The following is a 15,038-nucleotide window of genomic DNA, read 5'->3' on the forward strand; positions in this document are numbered from 1 at the left end:
TGTTTATGCAGTGGTGGTTGTTGGGGCTGCTATCATGATTGTTCCTGTATCTGATGGGTTGGCGGGTCATGATGATTTGGTCAATTCGGTATTCTTGGCGCAATTGGTTGCCAATAAACAGGTTGAAAAAGACCCGGGGGCTGACTGGTACAACGCCTATGTGAGCGTTTTGGATGATTTCTGGCTGCGGCACACAAAGGCGCGAGAGGAAAGGCTTGTCACCCAACACAGCGGCGAGTCTGCTCTCGAATGGATGACCGCTGCGATAGCCAAAGGCTCTTCAGACGATGGCCAGGTTGTTGCCGCAACACTGGCACAGGTAGCAAAGGTATCGGGCGCTGAACCTGCAATGAGCTTGCTGCGTCGTTACGTGCAAAAAGAGTCCGCAGAAGAATCGACTGAAGTGACTGCGCCACCCAAGGTTGTGCGTCTGCTGGTGATTCTGGCGAGAACGCCAACCTCGGTCACAAGTATGTACCTGGAGTTCAAGACTCCTTTAGAGATAAGCCCCAATCCTCTGGCGCAGCTGTATCGGGCCGAGGATGTGCGAGGCACGGTCAGCGTGCGTTACGCCCGGGCCAATCTGTCCGAAGTCCTCTACGGTCCTGCGCGTGAGGCTGTCGCCTTTAAGATCAGGGAAAAACTTGAGGGCCAGGTTGCGATGTTGAGCCTGACCGACGACGCTTCGGGTCTGACCGAATCGCACCACAAGGCTGCTCAGGGGGTGTGAGCTGCTGCCCGATTGTGCTGATCGCGCTGAGCAACCCAATGCTCGATCAAATCGCGCAACTGCGATAGCTCGACCGGTTTGGCCATGTGCCCGTCCATGCCGGCCTGACGCGCGCGCTCTTTGTGCTCGGCGAGGATGTGCGCGGTCAACGCCACCACGGGGGTGCGAATCCGCTGGTTGCCGACTTCCCAGGCACGCAATTGCTGGGTGGCGGAGAAACCGTCAAGGATCGGCATTTCGCAGTCCATCAGCACCAGGTCGTAACGCTGGGCCTTCATTGCCACCAAGGCTTCTTCACCATTGCTGGCGGTATCCGGTTGCAGGTTGAGCTTGCCCAGCATGCCGCGGATGACTTTGGTCGAAATGCTGTTGTCTTCAGCCACCAGGATGCGGAAATCGCTGGGCACCTTGACCGGAAGGGTAGGGCCTGTGGGCAAGTGCTGCGAGGTGGCCGGGCCGTTGTTGCGCTGGTTCAGTTCGTCCGCCAGGGTGGTCTTGAGGGTGTAGCCGGCCACTGGCTTGGCGAGGATGCGCTTGATTCCGGAGTTGCGCGCGATGATCTTGCTCGGCGCGTTGCTGATGCCGGTGAGCATGATCAGCAGAATGTCGTGGTTCAGGCTTGGATCTTCCTTGATCTTGGCGGCCAGTTGCATGCCGGTCATGCCGGGCATGTTCTGGTCCAGCAGGACCACGTCGAAATAATCGCGCAGGTGGGCCTTGGTGCGCAGCAGCGCCAGGGCCTCCTTGCCGGACGGTACGGCGCTGACGTTCAGGCCCCAGGCGCTGCACTGCTGCACCAGCACCTTGCGACAGGTGTCGTTGTCGTCCACCACCAATACCCGTGCGCCTTGCAACGGGCTGTCCAGGTCCGAGGTCGGATGTTCGAGACGGTCCGGGTCCAGAGGCAGGGTCAGCCACAATGTGCTGCCCTGGTTGGCGCCACTCTTGATGCCGAATTCGCCCTGCATCAAACGGATCAGCTGACGGGCAATCACCAACCCCAGGTTGCCCCCCAGGCTGTTGGCCGAAAGGAAGTGCTTGCTGTGCAGCTCGGCGTGCATCAGCGCGTCGCGTTCTTCAGCTTCCATCGGCTGGCCGCTGTCCTGCACGGCGATGCGCAGCCGCGGTTTGGCGCTACGCTCATCCAGGGCAACAACGATCAGAATCTCGCCTTCGTCGGTTTTTTTCAGGGCGTTTTCCAGCAGGCTCAGCAAGGTCTGGCGCAGGCGCGTCGGATCACCGCTGATGACGCGCGGAACCTGCGGCTGGATAAAGCTGATCAGCTCGATGTTCTGTTGTTCGGCCTTGGCGCGGAAGATGCTCAGGCAATCTTCGATCAGGGCATTGAGGTCGAATTGCACGTCGTCCAGTTCGATCTGCCCGGACTCGAGCTTGGAGATGTCGAGAATTTCGTTGATCAACGTCAGCAGTTCGTTGCCGGCGCTATGGATGGTCTGCACATAGTCGCGCTGCTTGACCGACAGCGGTGTGCCCAGCAGCAGTTCGGTCATGCCCAGCACGCCATTCATCGGGGTGCGGATTTCGTGGCTGATCTTCGCCAGGAATTCGGCCTTGGCGTTGATTTCGGCATTGCTGGCAGCCAGGTCGCGACTGACGCTGAAACGGTCTTCGGTGATGCTGCGCTGTCGCTCGCCCAGGGCCACACTCATCAACAGGCCACTGATACAGATAAACACCAGCAGGGTGATGATCAGGCCTTGCGGGGCGACAAGCGTCAGCCCCTGCAGTGCCGGCAGGATAATCAACGTGCCGAGGTTGAACACCACCATGGCCGCCACGAACAGGCGGGCCGGGCGATAACCTTTCTGCCAGTGATGGGCGCTGACGAACAACATGCTCAGGCCGGCCAGGGCAACCAGTGCGTACGTGATCAGGTTCAGCGGCAGCGTGTTGACGAACAACAACAGCAGACCGCAGGCCACGATGAACAGGATATCCCCCAGCAGCAGCTTGTTCAGCGGGTGTGGGCCGAGCGGGGCGAAGAAGCGGTAGGCGAACATCAGTCCGCAAGGCGCGGTCAACAGCAAGGCGATATAGGCACCAGGTGTCTGCACGACGGACCAGTTCGGCAACCATGGTCGGGCTAGGTTCAGCAGTAGTGCCAGGCTGAGCAGCAACAACCCTTCGCACGCTGCCAGCCAGAGACTGCTGCGCGAGCGGGTGTAGGTGTAGCGGGTCAGGTTATGCAGGATCAGCATCCCCAGACAGCCAAAGAGCAGACCGTAGATCAGCGTCTGGTTCTGAGTGGCTGCGCTCATGACTGCCGATTGCAGGGTGATGTAAGGCCGCAACTGGTGTTCCGAGACCAGTCGCAGGTAGACGTCGAGGGTTTTGTCGCTTTGTGGCAGCGGCAACATGAAGTCGCTGCTGGGCAGGGGACGCTCAGTCTGCGGCTGCCCGGTGCCGGTATTCAATTGATCGATCAGCTGGTCGCCGTCGAGCACATATAGATTGAGGTGCGACAGGTCGGGTGCGAACACCTTCAGCAACTGTTCGTGTTTGCCGGGTGCCAGCCTGAAGCGCACCCAAAGCGCACCCTCGGGGCCGGCTGCCGTGAGGCGTTCGAGCTCGGTGGGGCTGAATTGATTGGTGTAGCGGCTGGAGCGGATATCGCTCAGTTGCAAATCGCCCTGCTCGTCGAGCAATACCGCCCAGCCACTGCCTTGCGTGGCCTGGGCCGGGAGCATGCAGAACAAGGTCAGCAGAGTGACGGTGAAGCCTATGGCAATCCTGAGCCAGCGCACGGCGAAATCCCTTCGTAGGTTGATGCCAGAATATAACTATGCGCGGCGCCAGAATAGTCAGGCAAGGGCTGCAAGCCCTTGCCTGGCCGAAAGGACGGCTTATTGCTGATTTTCGCCACGCTCGCGGGCAATGGCGCGGTAGCCAATGTCCTTACGATAGAAGCAGCCTTCCCAGTCGATTTTAGCCGCCAGTTTGTAAGCCTGCTGCTGGGCGGCGTCGACGCTGGTGCCCATGGCGGTTGCGCACAGCACCCGACCACCGGCCGTCACCACCTGACCGTCCTTGAGTGCAGTGCCGGCGTGGAAGACTTTGCCTTCCAGTGCCGCGGCTGCATCCAGACCATTGATGGCGACGCCTTTGGCGTAGTCACCCGGGTAACCGCCAGCGGCCAGTACGACGCCGACGCTCGGACGTGGATCCCATTGTGCTTCGACCTTGTCCAGCGCTTGCGCCAGGGCCGCTTCAACCAGCAACACCAGGCTCGACTGCAAACGCAGCATCACCGGTTGGGTCTCAGGATCGCCGAAACGGCAGTTGAACTCGATAACTTTTGGGTTACCAGCCTTGTCGATCATCAAGCCGGCGTAGAGGAAACCGGTATAGACGTTGCCTTCATCCGCCATGCCGCGCACGGTTGGCCAGATCACCAGGTCCATGACTCGCTGATGGACTTCGGCCGTGACGACCGGTGCCGGGGAGTAAGCGCCCATGCCGCCGGTGTTCGGACCGGTGTCGCCGTCGCCAACGCGTTTGTGGTCCTGGCTGGTGGCCATCGGCAGCACGTTCTTGCCGTCGACCATGACGATGAAGCTGGCTTCTTCGCCGTCCAGGAATTCTTCGATGACCACGCGGGAACCGGCATCACCGAACGCGTTGCCAGCGAGCATGTCGCGCACTGCGTCTTCGGCTTCGGCCAATGTCATGGCCACGATCACGCCTTTACCGGCGGCCAGGCCATCAGCCTTGATCACGATCGGTGCGCCTTTTTCACGCAGATAAGCCAGGGCCGGCTCGATCTCCGTGAAGTTCTGGTAGTCGGCGGTCGGGATCTTGTGGCGCGCCAGGAAATCCTTGGTGAAGGCTTTTGAGCCTTCCAGTTGCGCGGCACCCGCGGTCGGGCCGAAGCAATCCAGGCCGCGGGAGCGGAACAGATCGACAACGCCTGCAACCAGCGGCACTTCCGGGCCGACGATGGTCAGGGAAACGTTCTTCTCGGCAAAGTCAGCCAGCTGCTCGAGGGCCAGCACGTCGATGGCGACGTTCTCGCACTTGGCTTCAATGGCGGTGCCTGCGTTGCCAGGGGCAACGAACACTTTCTGCACGCGCGGATCCTGAGCCACTTTCCAGGCCAGGGCGTGTTCACGGCCACCGCTGCCAATGATCAAAACATTCATTTCAAAAACCTCGGATGACGCTAATTCTGGAGAACTTGTCGGGCCGCTTTACTGTGGGAGCTGGCTTGCCTGCGATGGCATCAACTCGGTATGACTGAAGCACCGAGTTGCCTGCATCGCAGGCAAGCCAGCTCCCACATAAGCCAGTGCCCACAGTTGATCGTCGTACTTAGTGACGGAAGTGGCGCATGCCGGTGAACACCATGGCGATACCGGCTTCGTCGGCAGCAGCAATCACTTCGTTATCACGCATCGAGCCGCCCGGCTGGATCACCGCAGTGATGCCGACCTTGGCCGCGTTGTCGATACCATCACGGAACGGGAAGAATGCATCCGACGCCATGACCGCGCCCTGCACTTGCAAGCCTGCGTGTTCAGCCTTGATCGCGGCGATACGCGCGGAGTTCACGCGGCTCATCTGGCCGGCGCCGACACCGATGGTCTGACGGTTCTTGGCATAGACGATGGCGTTGGACTTGACGTACTTGGCAACTTTCCAGGCGAAGATCAGGTCGTTGATTTCCTGTTCGGTTGGCGCGCGCTTGGTCACCACTTTCAGGTCTTCGCTGCCGATCATGCCGATGTCGCGGCTCTGTACCAGCAAACCGCCGTTGACGCGTTTGTAGTCCCAGGCCGGAACGCGGTCAGCCGACCACTCGCCGCAGGCCAGCAGGCGTACGTTGGCCTTGGCTGCCACGATGGCGCGGGCTTCTGCGCTGACGGACGGGGCGATGATCACTTCGACGAACTGACGCTCGACGATGGCCTTGGCGGTTTCAGCATCCAGCTCGCGGTTGAACGCGATGATGCCGCCGAACGCCGACTCGGTGTCGGTGGCGTAGGCCAGTTCGTAGGCTTGACGGATGCCGCCTTCGGCGTCCGGGCTCACGGCCACGCCGCACGGGTTGGCGTGCTTGACGATGACGCAAGCCGGCTTGACGAAGCTCTTCACGCATTCCAGCGCGGCGTCGGTGTCGGCCACATTGTTGTACGACAGCTCTTTGCCTTGCAGTTGGGTCGCGGTGGCGATACCGACTTCGGCAGGCTTGGCTTCAACGTAGAACGCCGCGCTCTGGTGCGGGTTCTCGCCGTAACGCATTTCCTGAGCCTTGATGAACTGGCTGTTGAAAGTGCGCGGGAATTCGCAGCGACCTTCGGTGCTGAGGGTTTCAGCGGCCTGGTTCACGGTGCCCATGTAGTTGGCGATCATGCCGTCGTAGGCGGCGGTGTGTTCAAAGGCCTTGAGCATCAGGTCGAAACGCTGAGCGTAGGTCAGGCCACCGGCCTTGAGGTTTTCCAGGACGCTGGCGTAATCGCTGGCATTCACCACGATGGCCACGTCTTTGTGATTTTTTGCCGCCGAACGAACCATGGTCGGGCCGCCGATGTCGATGTTCTCGATAGCGGTCGGCAGGTCGCAGCTTGGCTTGTTGATGGTGGCTTCGAACGGGTAGAGGTTGACCGCGACCAGATCGATCGGCTTGATGCCGTGCTCGTTCATGATGGCGTCGTCGATACCGCGACGACCGAGGATCCCGCCATGGATTTTCGGGTGCAGGGTTTTCACCCGACCGTCCATCATTTCTGCGAAACCGGTGTAATCCGCGACTTCCACTGCGGCAACGCCGTTGTCGCGCAGCAGCTTGAATGTCCCGCCGGTGGAGAGGATCTCTACGCCCAGGGCTTCGAGTTCTTTGGCGAATTCAAGGATCCCGGTCTTGTCGGAAACGCTGATCAAGGCGCGGCGGATCGGCAGGCGGGTAGTCTGGTCGGTCATTTCAATTTCCATCAAAAGCAAAGGAGTCAGCAAAAAAGGCGACCGGTTTTACGCGGGCGCCTTTCTGGTTTGATTGAATGCTTACAGCAAATCGTACTGCTTGAGTTTCTTGCGCAGGGTGCCACGGTTCAGTCCGAGCAGCTCGCTGGCCTTGGTCTGGTTGCCCTTGACGTAGTTCATCACGCATTCGAGCAGGGGAGCCTCGACTTCGGAGAGCACCAGGTTGTACACATCCGTGACGGCAGCGCCCTCAAGGTGGGCGAAATAATTGTGCAGCGCCTTTTCGACACTTCCGCGAAGGGTCTGACCTTCTTCGCTTGGTGTATTGAGGTGCTGTTTCAAATTCACGTTGTCGCTCACGGGTGCTGTTCCACTCACTAAAGTCTCGGTCATCATCGTCATGCGGCCACCCCTTCTCCGTCCCCTGTCAGGCTCTTGTAACGTTCGGCGAAGAAGCCCCGAACGTAGGCGCATTGTGCTTCCGTATCTTCCAAACGATTGAAGTGGGCGCGAAACTCCCTGGCGCCCGGCAAGGTTGCGAGATACCAGCCCACATGCTTGCGAGCTATGCGCACGCCCATGACGTCGCCATAGAAGGCATGCAGCGCGGCCAGATGCTCAAGCAGAATGCATTCCACCTCGATCAGTTCCGGTGCCGGGAGCTTTTCGCCGGTACGCAGATAATGGTCGATCTCACGAAAAATCCATGGCTGCCCCTGGGCAGCCCGACCCACCAACAGGCCATCGGCACCGGTCGCGTCGAGCACGTACCGGGCCTTCTCGGGCGAATCGATATCGCCATTGGCGAAGACCGGAATCGACACCGCCTGCTTGATCGCGGCGATGGTGTCGTACTCGGCTTCCCCTGTGTACAGATCGGCACGGGTGCGGCCATGCACCGCCAACGCCGTAATGCCTGCCTGTTCGGCGATCTTCGCCACCGTCAGACCGTTCTTGTTCGCCCGGTCCCAGCCGGTGCGGATCTTCAGGGTGACCGGCACATCGACCGCAGCCACCACGGCCTGCAGGATCTCGGTCACCAATGCTTCATCTTTCAACAGTGCGGAGCCGGCAGCCTTGTTGCAGACCTTCTTCGCCGGACAGCCCATGTTGATGTCAATAATCTGTGCACCCAGTTCGACGTTGGCCCGGGCCGCATCCGCCAGCATCTGCGCATCACCACCGGCGATCTGTACCGAGCGGGGCTCGGGATCACCTTCGTGGATCATGCGCATCCGCGATTTGCGGGTGTTCCACAAGCTCATGTCGCTGGTGACCATTTCCGAGACTACAAGTCCTGCGCCCAGACGTTTGCACAGCTGACGAAAGGGCTGGTCGGTGACGCCCGCCATGGGGGCGAGGATCAAGCCGTTGTGCAATGTATATGGACCGATGCGTACCGCCGACATAGGACTTCCCTGTTGTGGGGCCGGATCATGAGAGTTCGAAAAAGGGTTGGCATGATACCCGCTCTCGATGACCGGATAAAGGCTGAATTGAACAAAATCTGAACAGTTATTCTGTTATCGCCAGCAGTTTGGTTTGACGGCCAAGGTCAGGAAACCGCCGTCAAGCCTGTAACGCTTGCGTGTTTCACTCGGGGGAGTGGAAGCTCAGACTGTAGTTCACCGCTTTGGGGCCTGGATCGAGAATGTCCAGGGCGATGTGGATCGGCGTTTGCGGTGGCATTTCCGCCATGCCTTCGAGGTCGCCGTTGAGGTACTCGCCGGGCTTGAAGCGACGGCTGGCGATCAGATGGCCGTTGAGGTCGGCAAAGCGCAGCTCCAGCAGCGGGAACGGCTGGGAGAAGGTCGCGCGATTGTAGATGATGGCATCGACCACCAGCGCACCGTTGAAGTCCGGGTGACTGCGGACCACCAGATTGCTGCTTTTGACTTTCGCGATGTCGACCTTGGACGGCACTGTGCAGCCGATGTGTGGGCACAGTTGCTGGAACCACGGACGGTACTGGTCCTGGCGCGCCAGTTCATCGAAGTGATAGGCGACGTATTGGCCGACGAGGCCGGCGGCGCCGAGCAGGATCAGCAACAACCAGAAAAAGCGCCGACCCCAGGGGGAGCGGCGCTTTTGCCAATCCAGTTGCAACGGGTCGTCGGTCAGATCCTGCAGTGCTTCAGCGCGCAGGGCCGGTTCGCTGCGTTCGCGTCGCTTGCGCAGGGGCTCGACCGAGGGCAGGTCGTCGTCAATCTCATCGTCATCGGTTTTCGCCGACAGGCTGCCAAAGGGGATCGGGGCGTCGAGCGGGTCGTGCAGGCGCAATTGCTGTATTTCGGGCTCATCGTCCAGCGCCGCAGGCTCCAGGGACAGCGAAGGCTCGGTGCGCGAGTGTTTGCTCGGCTCGATCGTCGGCTCGACCATGGGTTCGGGCGCCTGCATGTCGGCGGCTTGCGCGCGATCGGCGGCCGATTCACTGAAGAGGCTGTCGGACCAAGGGGCTTCGTCGTGCTCGACGCTGTCGCGACGAGCGCTGAGGCTGTCTTCGCGAGGGCGACCGAACTCCGTCGTCGGCTGGATTTCCCGCTGTTCGAGCCGGGCGAGTTCTTCGTCCAGGTCCAGGCTGTCCAGATCCATTTCGGCAGCGGTCCATTGCTTTTGGCTGATGGCCCGCTGCACGGTAGGTTCTACAGGCGCCGATGCAACCGGTTTTACCGCTTCCTTTCCGGCCCGTTGCTCGAGCAACTGCCTGGCGGCGTTGAACACCTGCAAGCATGAGCCGCAACGAACCATCCCACGGGCCACGCTCAACTGAGCATGGCTGACGCGGAAGCTGGTTTGGCAATGGGGGCACTGGGTGACGAAGCTATCGGTCATGCGGCAATCCGGTTTATGCAGACGCTCATTCTAGCGCCGACGGCCAGTGATGCGTACCCAGCCGTCGCGATTGGCGATCGGATCCAGATCGAAGTCCCGGGCATAAGCGGCAGCGACCTCTTCGCCCTGTTCGGCGAGGATGCCCGACAGCGCCAGGCGTCCGCCGGGCTTGACCAGGCTGGACAGTTGCGGCGCCAGGGAGACCAGTGGGCCGGCAAGAATGTTGGCCACCAGCACGTCGGCTTTAACCTGCGGCAAATCTTCCGGCAGATAGAGCGGGAACAGCTCGTCGGCAATGTTGTTGCGCCCGGCGTTGTCGCGGGAAGCCTCAAGGGCCTGCACATCAATATCGGTACCGACGGCTTGTTTGGCACCCAACAACAGGGCAGCAATCGCCAGAATCCCCGAGCCACAGCCGAAATCCAGCACGTTGCAGTCTTTCAGGTCCTGGCTATCGAGCCATTCCAGGCACAGCGCGGTAGTCGGATGAGTGCCAGTGCCGAACGCCAGGCCCGGGTCCAGCAGCAGGTTCACTGCGTCAGGCTCAGGAGCGGCGTGCCAGCTCGGGACAATCCACAGGCGCTGGCCGAAGCGCATCGGCTGGAAGCCGTCCATCCAGCTGCGTTCCCAGTCCTGGTCTTCGATCACTTCGCTGTGATGCTCGGGCAGCGGGCTGCCGGTCAGCAACTCGAGGTGGGCCAGCACGCTGGCTGCGTCGGTGCCGCCTTCGAACAGGGCCAGCAGGTGCGTGTGCGACCACAGCGGGGTGGTGTTGAGTTCCGGCTCGAAGATCGGCTGATCTTCGGCGTCCATGAAGGTCACCGACACGGCGCCCACTTCAAGGAAAGCGTCTTCGTAGGTTTCGGCTTGTTCTGGGCTGATGGCGAGACGGACTTGCAGCCAAGGCATGGCGGGCACCTTTGAAAAATATGGATTGCAGCCTGGCGGGCTGCGAGAAGCGCGTAAGTTTACGCGAGCGCGGAGCGTTTGTGGGAGCGGGCTTGCTCGCGAAGGCGTCGGCACATCCAGCATTGATGTGACTGACAGACCGCTTTCGCGAGCAAGCCCGCTCCCACAGGTTATGTGTGTTGCTTCAATTTGGATGAAATCCCCAGAAACAACAAAGCCGCCCGAAGGCGGCCTTGTCATGTTCCGGCTGAAGCTTAGTGCTTTTCGCCAGCCAGCTTGTGCTCGAGGTAGTGAATGTTCACACCTCCTTTGCAGAAGCCTTCGTCGCGGGTCAGATCGCGGTGCAGCGGGATGTTGGTCTTGATCCCGTCGACAACGATTTCGTCGAGCGCATTGCGCATGCGCGCCATGGCTTCGTCACGGGTTGCGCCGTAGGTGATCAGCTTGCCGATCAACGAATCGTAGTTCGGCGGAACGGCATAGCCACTGTACAGATGCGAGTCGACGCGAACGCCGTTGCCGCCTGGTGCGTGGAAATGCTTGACCGTGCCTGGGCTCGGCATGAACGTTTTCGGGTCTTCGGCGTTGATCCGGCATTCCAGCGCGTGACCACGGATGACCACGTCATCCTGGGTGAACGACAGCTTGTTGCCGGCGGCGATGCTGAGCATCTCCTTGACGATGTCGATGCCGGTGACCATTTCCGATACCGGGTGTTCTACCTGGACACGAGTGTTCATCTCGATGAAGTAGAAGCGGCCATTCTCGTACAGGAACTCGAAAGTGCCGGCGCCACGGTAGCCGATGTCGATGCAAGCCTTGACGCAGCGGGCGAGGACTTCCTCGCGCGCGTTCTCGTCGATGCCCGGTGCCGGCGCTTCTTCGAGAACCTTCTGGTGACGACGTTGCAGCGAGCAGTCGCGGTCGCCCAGATGGATGGCGTGGCCCTGACCGTCGGAAAGCACCTGAACTTCCACGTGACGTGGGTTGGTCAGGAATTTTTCCAGATAGACCATCGGGTTGCCGAACGCTGCGCCCGCTTCGGAGCGGGTCAGTTTCGCCGAGGAGATCAGGTCTTCTTCTTTGTGCACCACGCGCATGCCACGACCACCACCGCCGCCAGCGGCTTTGATGATCACCGGATAACCGACTTCGCGACCAATGCGCAGAGCGGTTTCTTCGTCTTCAGGCAGTGGGCCGTCGGAACCCGGAACGGTTGGAACGCCAGCGGCGATCATGGCGTGCTTGGCCGATACCTTGTCGCCCATCAGGCGGATGGTGTCGGCTTTCGGGCCAATGAACGCGAAACCGGAGTTCTCGACCTGTTCGGCAAAGTCGGCGTTTTCCGCAAGGAAACCGTAGCCTGGGTGAATGGCGGTAGCGCCGGTCACTTCGGCGGCGGCGATGATGGCCGGAATGTGGAGGTAAGAGTGCGCGGCGGAGGCCGGACCGATGCAGACGGATTCGTCTGCCAGGCCCAGGTGCATCAGCTCTTTGTCGGCCTTGGAGTAAACGGCGACGGTCTTGATGCCCATTTCCTTGCAGGCACGCAGAATCCGCAGGGCGATCTCACCGCGGTTGGCGATCAGAACTTTTTCCAACTTCGCAGTCATCAAAGGCTCTCCGCGATTCAAACGATGGTGAACAGCGGTTGGTCGTACTCAACCGGCTGGCCGTCTTCGACGAGGATGGATTCGATCACACCGCTGGCTTCAGCTTCGATGTGGTTCATCATCTTCATGGCTTCGACGATGCACAGGGTGTCGCCTTTCTTCACGGTCTGGCCGACTTCAACGAAGGACGGCGAGGACGGCGAAGATTTGCGATAGAAAGTACCGACCATCGGCGAACGGGCAACGGAGCCGTTCAGCGTAGGTGCAGCTGGAGCCGCAGGCGCAGCGGCAGCTGGAGCTGCAGCAGCAACTGGCGCAGGTGCCGGTGCATGCATTGGAGCCGGTGCGTAGTACTGCTGAGCCGGCGTCTTGCTGTGACGGCTGATGCGTACGGACTCTTCGCCTTCCTTGATCTCAAGCTCGTCGATGCCGGACTCTTCCAGCAATTCGATCAGTTTCTTAACTTTACGGATATCCATGAATCATCAACTCCCAAGGGTCGGTCAGGGGCGTTTAACGCTTGTTGTTCAAGCCGTTGCCTGTCTTTCAAGCTGCTCTAGTGCAGCCTCCAGGGCCAGTCGATAACCGCTGGCGCCAAGGCCGCAGATCACTCCCACCGCTACATCGGAGAAGTAAGAGTGATGGCGGAAAGGTTCGCGTTTGTGCACGTTGGACAAATGCACTTCGATGAATGGGATGCTCACCGCCAGCAGCGCGTCACGTAATGCGACACTTGTATGCGTAAAAGCTGCTGGATTGATCAGAATGAAGTCCACACCTTCGTCGCGAGCAGCGTGGATGCGGTCGATCAATTCGTACTCGGCGTTGCTTTGCAGGTAAAGCAAATGGTGGCCGGCATTGCGCGCCCGCTGTTCCAGGTCCTGGTTGATTTGCGCCAGGGTGGTTGCACCGTAGACGCCCGGTTCCCGGGTGCCGAGCAGGTTCAGGTTAGGGCCGTGCAAAACCAATAGGGTCGCCATCTGCTGCTCCTCTGTTATCCGTGTGCAATTGTCAGAACCCGGCGACTATGCCGCAAAGCCTTTGTGACTGTCCAGTTCTATGCAATAGGCAGCACGATGGCCGATGTTTGCGCGAAATATGTGACCGGGTGATTAAATCCGGTCATTTGCTTTCGCAACACGTTCGGCGAAGTCCGTGGCGTTTATCTCGCCGATCACTCGCACATCGGTGCGTTCGACGCCGTCCCTGCCGAAAAACATCAGCGCCGGAGGGCCAAACAGCTTGTAGCGGTCGAGCAGGGCGCGCTGTTCGGTGTTACTGGCGGTGATGTCGAAGCGGATCAGTCGATAGCCTTTGAGGCGTTCGACGACGTTGGCATCGTTGAGCACTTGGTGTTCGATGACTTTGCAACTGATGCACCAGTCGGCGTACCAGTCGAGCAGCAGCGGCGTGCCGGAGGATTTGGCTTCGGCGAGGACGCGATCCAGTTCGGCTGGAGTGCTGATGGTTTGCCAGGTGCTGGCGATTGGCGTTTGCTGCTCGTTGCTGGCGACGAGGCGCGGCTGGCCAATGGGGTTGAATGGATCGGACTGACCGCTGAACGCGCCGTACCAACAGGCCAGTGCATAAAACAGCAGAAACATCCCCAGCAATTGCCCCAGGCGTTTCCTCGGCGGCTTATAGACAAACTCCAGCGCGCCCATGAACAAACCGACGCCACCGGCGAGCAAGCCGATCAACAGCAAGGTGATCTGGCCCGGCAATACTCGGCTGAGCAAACCGATCGCCAGCCCCAGCAAGAGCACACCAATCGCGTTTTTCACGTAGATCAGCCACGGCCCGCTTTTCGGCAGCCAGGCCGCGCCGCCGGTTGCCACCAGCAACAGTGGCGCGCCCATGCCCAGGCCAAGCATGAACAGTTTCAATCCGCCGCCCAAGGCATCGCCGCTGGCGCTGATGTATAGCAGCGCACCGGCCAGGGGCGCCGAGACGCAAGGCGAAACCAGCAGGCTCGACACCACGCCCAGCACCGCCGCGCCCCACAGTGAGCCACCTTCGGTGCGCCCGGCGATCCGGTCCAGGCGGCTGCTGATGGCGTAGGGCAGTTTCAGTTCGAACACCCCGAACATCGCCAAGGCAAACACTGCGAAAAACAGCGCGAACGGCACCAGCACCCAGGCCGATTGCAAGCGCGCCTGAAGATTAAGCTGTGCGCCGAACATGCCCATCAAGGCACCCAGCAGGGCGAAGCAGATGGCCATCGGCAGCACATAAGCCAGCGACAGGTTGAAACCACGTAAACCGCCGATCTGTCCGCGCAGGACCACCCCGGAGAGGATCGGCAGCATCGGCAGCACACAGGGGGTGAAGGTCAGCCCGAGGCCTGCGAGGAAGAACAGCGCCAGTTCGCGCCAGCCCCAGGCTGTGGTCGTGGCACCGCTGCCATCAATACTCAGGCGTTCGGTTTCGGGCGGGTAGCACAGGCCTTTGTCGGCGCAGCCTTGATAGGTCACGGCCAGCGTAAAGGCGCGGGAATCGGTGCGTGGCAGTTCTACGTCGAGAATGCCGTGGTAAACCTCGACATCGCCGAAGTATTCATCGTGCTTCTGTTCGCCCTTGGGCAGTTGAGCCGCGCCGAGGCCAACGTCGGCCGGATCTGCGCGAAACTGGAAGCGATGGCGATAGAGGTAGTAACCCTCGGTGGCGACGAAACGCAGCTTGATCGATTGCGGCGTACTTTCTACCAGGCTCAACTGAAAGGCTTCGCGCACCGGCAGGAAGTCGGTGCTGTTGTTGATCGAACCCAGGGTGGAACTGGGCCGACTGTCCAGCAGCCCGGCGGCGGAGGCCGGGAGGGCGAGCACTAAAAACAGCAGGCAGAGCAAACGGCGCATGACAATCTCGCGTATTGGAGGTGCGGGCATGATAGCTGAGTGTGCAATGTATGCGACTACGCCGATCTCCCGTAGGCGCTGCCAAAGGCTGCGATATCTTGACTTTGATCTTCAACGCTCGATCCGCCGCCAGGATCAACATCAAATGATCGCAGCCTTCGG

At 60.4% G+C, this 15,038-nt stretch carries 12 protein-coding genes; 1 reads left to right on the top strand and 11 read right to left on the bottom strand.

Features of this window, described 5'->3' with window-relative positions:
• Window positions 1–34: 34 nt before the first annotated feature.
• Window positions 35–730, top strand: coding sequence for a hypothetical protein (locus AC30D7_RS07950; protein WP_490133654.1), 696 nt, complete (start codon window positions 35–37; stop codon window positions 728–730).
• Here the strand turns inward: AC30D7_RS07950 and AC30D7_RS07955 are convergent.
• The 11 genes from AC30D7_RS07955 to AC30D7_RS08005 form a co-directional block, all read right to left on the bottom strand.
• Complete coding sequence (locus tag AC30D7_RS07955) at window positions 718–3,495, bottom strand: hybrid sensor histidine kinase/response regulator (RefSeq protein ID WP_490133655.1); 2,778 nt, start codon at window positions 3,493–3,495, stop codon at window positions 718–720. The two genes, AC30D7_RS07950 and AC30D7_RS07955, sit on opposite strands and share 13 nt — an antisense overlap.
• Window positions 3,496–3,594: 99 nt before the next feature.
• Window positions 3,595–4,890: a phosphoribosylamine--glycine ligase gene (gene purD, locus AC30D7_RS07960; protein ID WP_490133656.1), complete on the bottom strand. Its 1,296-nt coding sequence runs from the start codon at window positions 4,888–4,890 to the stop codon at window positions 3,595–3,597.
• Between the two features lie 169 nt (window positions 4,891–5,059).
• A complete protein-coding gene (gene purH, locus AC30D7_RS07965) occupies window positions 5,060–6,667 on the bottom strand; it encodes a bifunctional phosphoribosylaminoimidazolecarboxamide formyltransferase/IMP cyclohydrolase (protein ID WP_490133657.1) in 1,608 nt (535 codons plus the stop codon).
• Window positions 6,668–6,748: 81 nt separating this feature from the next.
• Window positions 6,749–7,069 (bottom strand): DNA-binding transcriptional regulator Fis, encoded by a 321-nt coding sequence (gene fis / locus AC30D7_RS07970; RefSeq protein WP_007945216.1) that lies wholly within the window; start codon window positions 7,067–7,069, stop codon window positions 6,749–6,751.
• Window positions 7,066–8,076 (bottom strand): tRNA dihydrouridine synthase DusB, encoded by a 1,011-nt coding sequence (gene dusB / locus AC30D7_RS07975; RefSeq protein ID WP_018928425.1) that lies wholly within the window; start codon window positions 8,074–8,076, stop codon window positions 7,066–7,068. The genes fis and dusB overlap by 4 nt, the downstream gene beginning before the upstream one ends.
• 184 nt (window positions 8,077–8,260) lie before the next feature.
• The gene (locus AC30D7_RS07980; protein WP_490133658.1) at window positions 8,261–9,499 is read right to left on the bottom strand and encodes a DUF3426 domain-containing protein; all 1,239 of its coding nucleotides are present in this window, start codon (window positions 9,497–9,499) and stop codon (window positions 8,261–8,263) included.
• A 30-nt stretch (window positions 9,500–9,529) separates the two neighbouring features.
• Window positions 9,530–10,408 carry a 50S ribosomal protein L11 methyltransferase gene (prmA, locus tag AC30D7_RS07985; protein ID WP_490133659.1) on the bottom strand — a complete coding sequence of 293 codons (879 nt, stop codon included), beginning with the start codon at window positions 10,406–10,408 and terminating at the stop codon, window positions 9,530–9,532.
• Window positions 10,409–10,662: 254 nt separating this feature from the next.
• Entirely contained in the window at window positions 10,663–12,021 is a 1,359-nt protein-coding gene (gene accC / locus AC30D7_RS07990) for an acetyl-CoA carboxylase biotin carboxylase subunit (RefSeq protein WP_018928422.1), read from the bottom strand.
• Window positions 12,022–12,038: 17 nt separating this feature from the next.
• Complete coding sequence (gene accB / locus AC30D7_RS07995) at window positions 12,039–12,500, bottom strand: acetyl-CoA carboxylase biotin carboxyl carrier protein (protein ID WP_490133660.1); 462 nt, start codon at window positions 12,498–12,500, stop codon at window positions 12,039–12,041.
• 48 nt (window positions 12,501–12,548) lie between these two features.
• Window positions 12,549–13,001, bottom strand: coding sequence for a type II 3-dehydroquinate dehydratase (aroQ, locus tag AC30D7_RS08000; RefSeq protein WP_048396184.1), 453 nt, complete (start codon window positions 12,999–13,001; stop codon window positions 12,549–12,551).
• A gap of 132 nt (window positions 13,002–13,133) precedes the next feature.
• A complete protein-coding gene (locus tag AC30D7_RS08005; protein ID WP_490133661.1) occupies window positions 13,134–14,876 on the bottom strand; it encodes a protein-disulfide reductase DsbD in 1,743 nt (580 codons plus the stop codon).
• Window positions 14,877–15,038 lie beyond the last annotated feature (162 nt).

The sequence above is a fragment of the Pseudomonas sp. DF5 genome (assembly GCF_058148225.1).

Bases quoted from the DNA above. Each gene is read 5' to 3' on its own strand.
- AC30D7_RS07950 (WP_490133654.1), top strand. From the start codon at position 35: ATGATTGTTCCTGTATCTGATGGGTTGGCGGGTCATGATGATTTGGTC.
- purD (WP_490133656.1), bottom strand. From the start codon at position 4,890: ATGAATGTTTTGATCATTGGCAGCGGTGGCCGTGAACACGCCCTGGCC.
- purH (WP_490133657.1), bottom strand. From the start codon at position 6,667: ATGACCGACCAGACTACCCGCCTGCCGATCCGCCGCGCCTTGATCAGC.
- fis (WP_007945216.1), bottom strand. From the start codon at position 7,069: ATGACGATGATGACCGAGACTTTAGTGAGTGGAACAGCACCCGTGAGC.
- dusB (WP_018928425.1), bottom strand. From the start codon at position 8,076: ATGTCGGCGGTACGCATCGGTCCATATACATTGCACAACGGCTTGATC.
- AC30D7_RS07980 (WP_490133658.1), bottom strand. From the start codon at position 9,499: ATGACCGATAGCTTCGTCACCCAGTGCCCCCATTGCCAAACCAGCTTC.
- prmA (WP_490133659.1), bottom strand. From the start codon at position 10,408: ATGCCTTGGCTGCAAGTCCGTCTCGCCATCAGCCCAGAACAAGCCGAA.
- accC (WP_018928422.1), bottom strand. From the start codon at position 12,021: ATGACTGCGAAGTTGGAAAAAGTTCTGATCGCCAACCGCGGTGAGATC.
- accB (WP_490133660.1), bottom strand. From the start codon at position 12,500: ATGGATATCCGTAAAGTTAAGAAACTGATCGAATTGCTGGAAGAGTCC.
- aroQ (WP_048396184.1), bottom strand. From the start codon at position 13,001: ATGGCGACCCTATTGGTTTTGCACGGCCCTAACCTGAACCTGCTCGGC.
- AC30D7_RS08005 (WP_490133661.1), bottom strand. From the start codon at position 14,876: ATGCGCCGTTTGCTCTGCCTGCTGTTTTTAGTGCTCGCCCTCCCGGCC.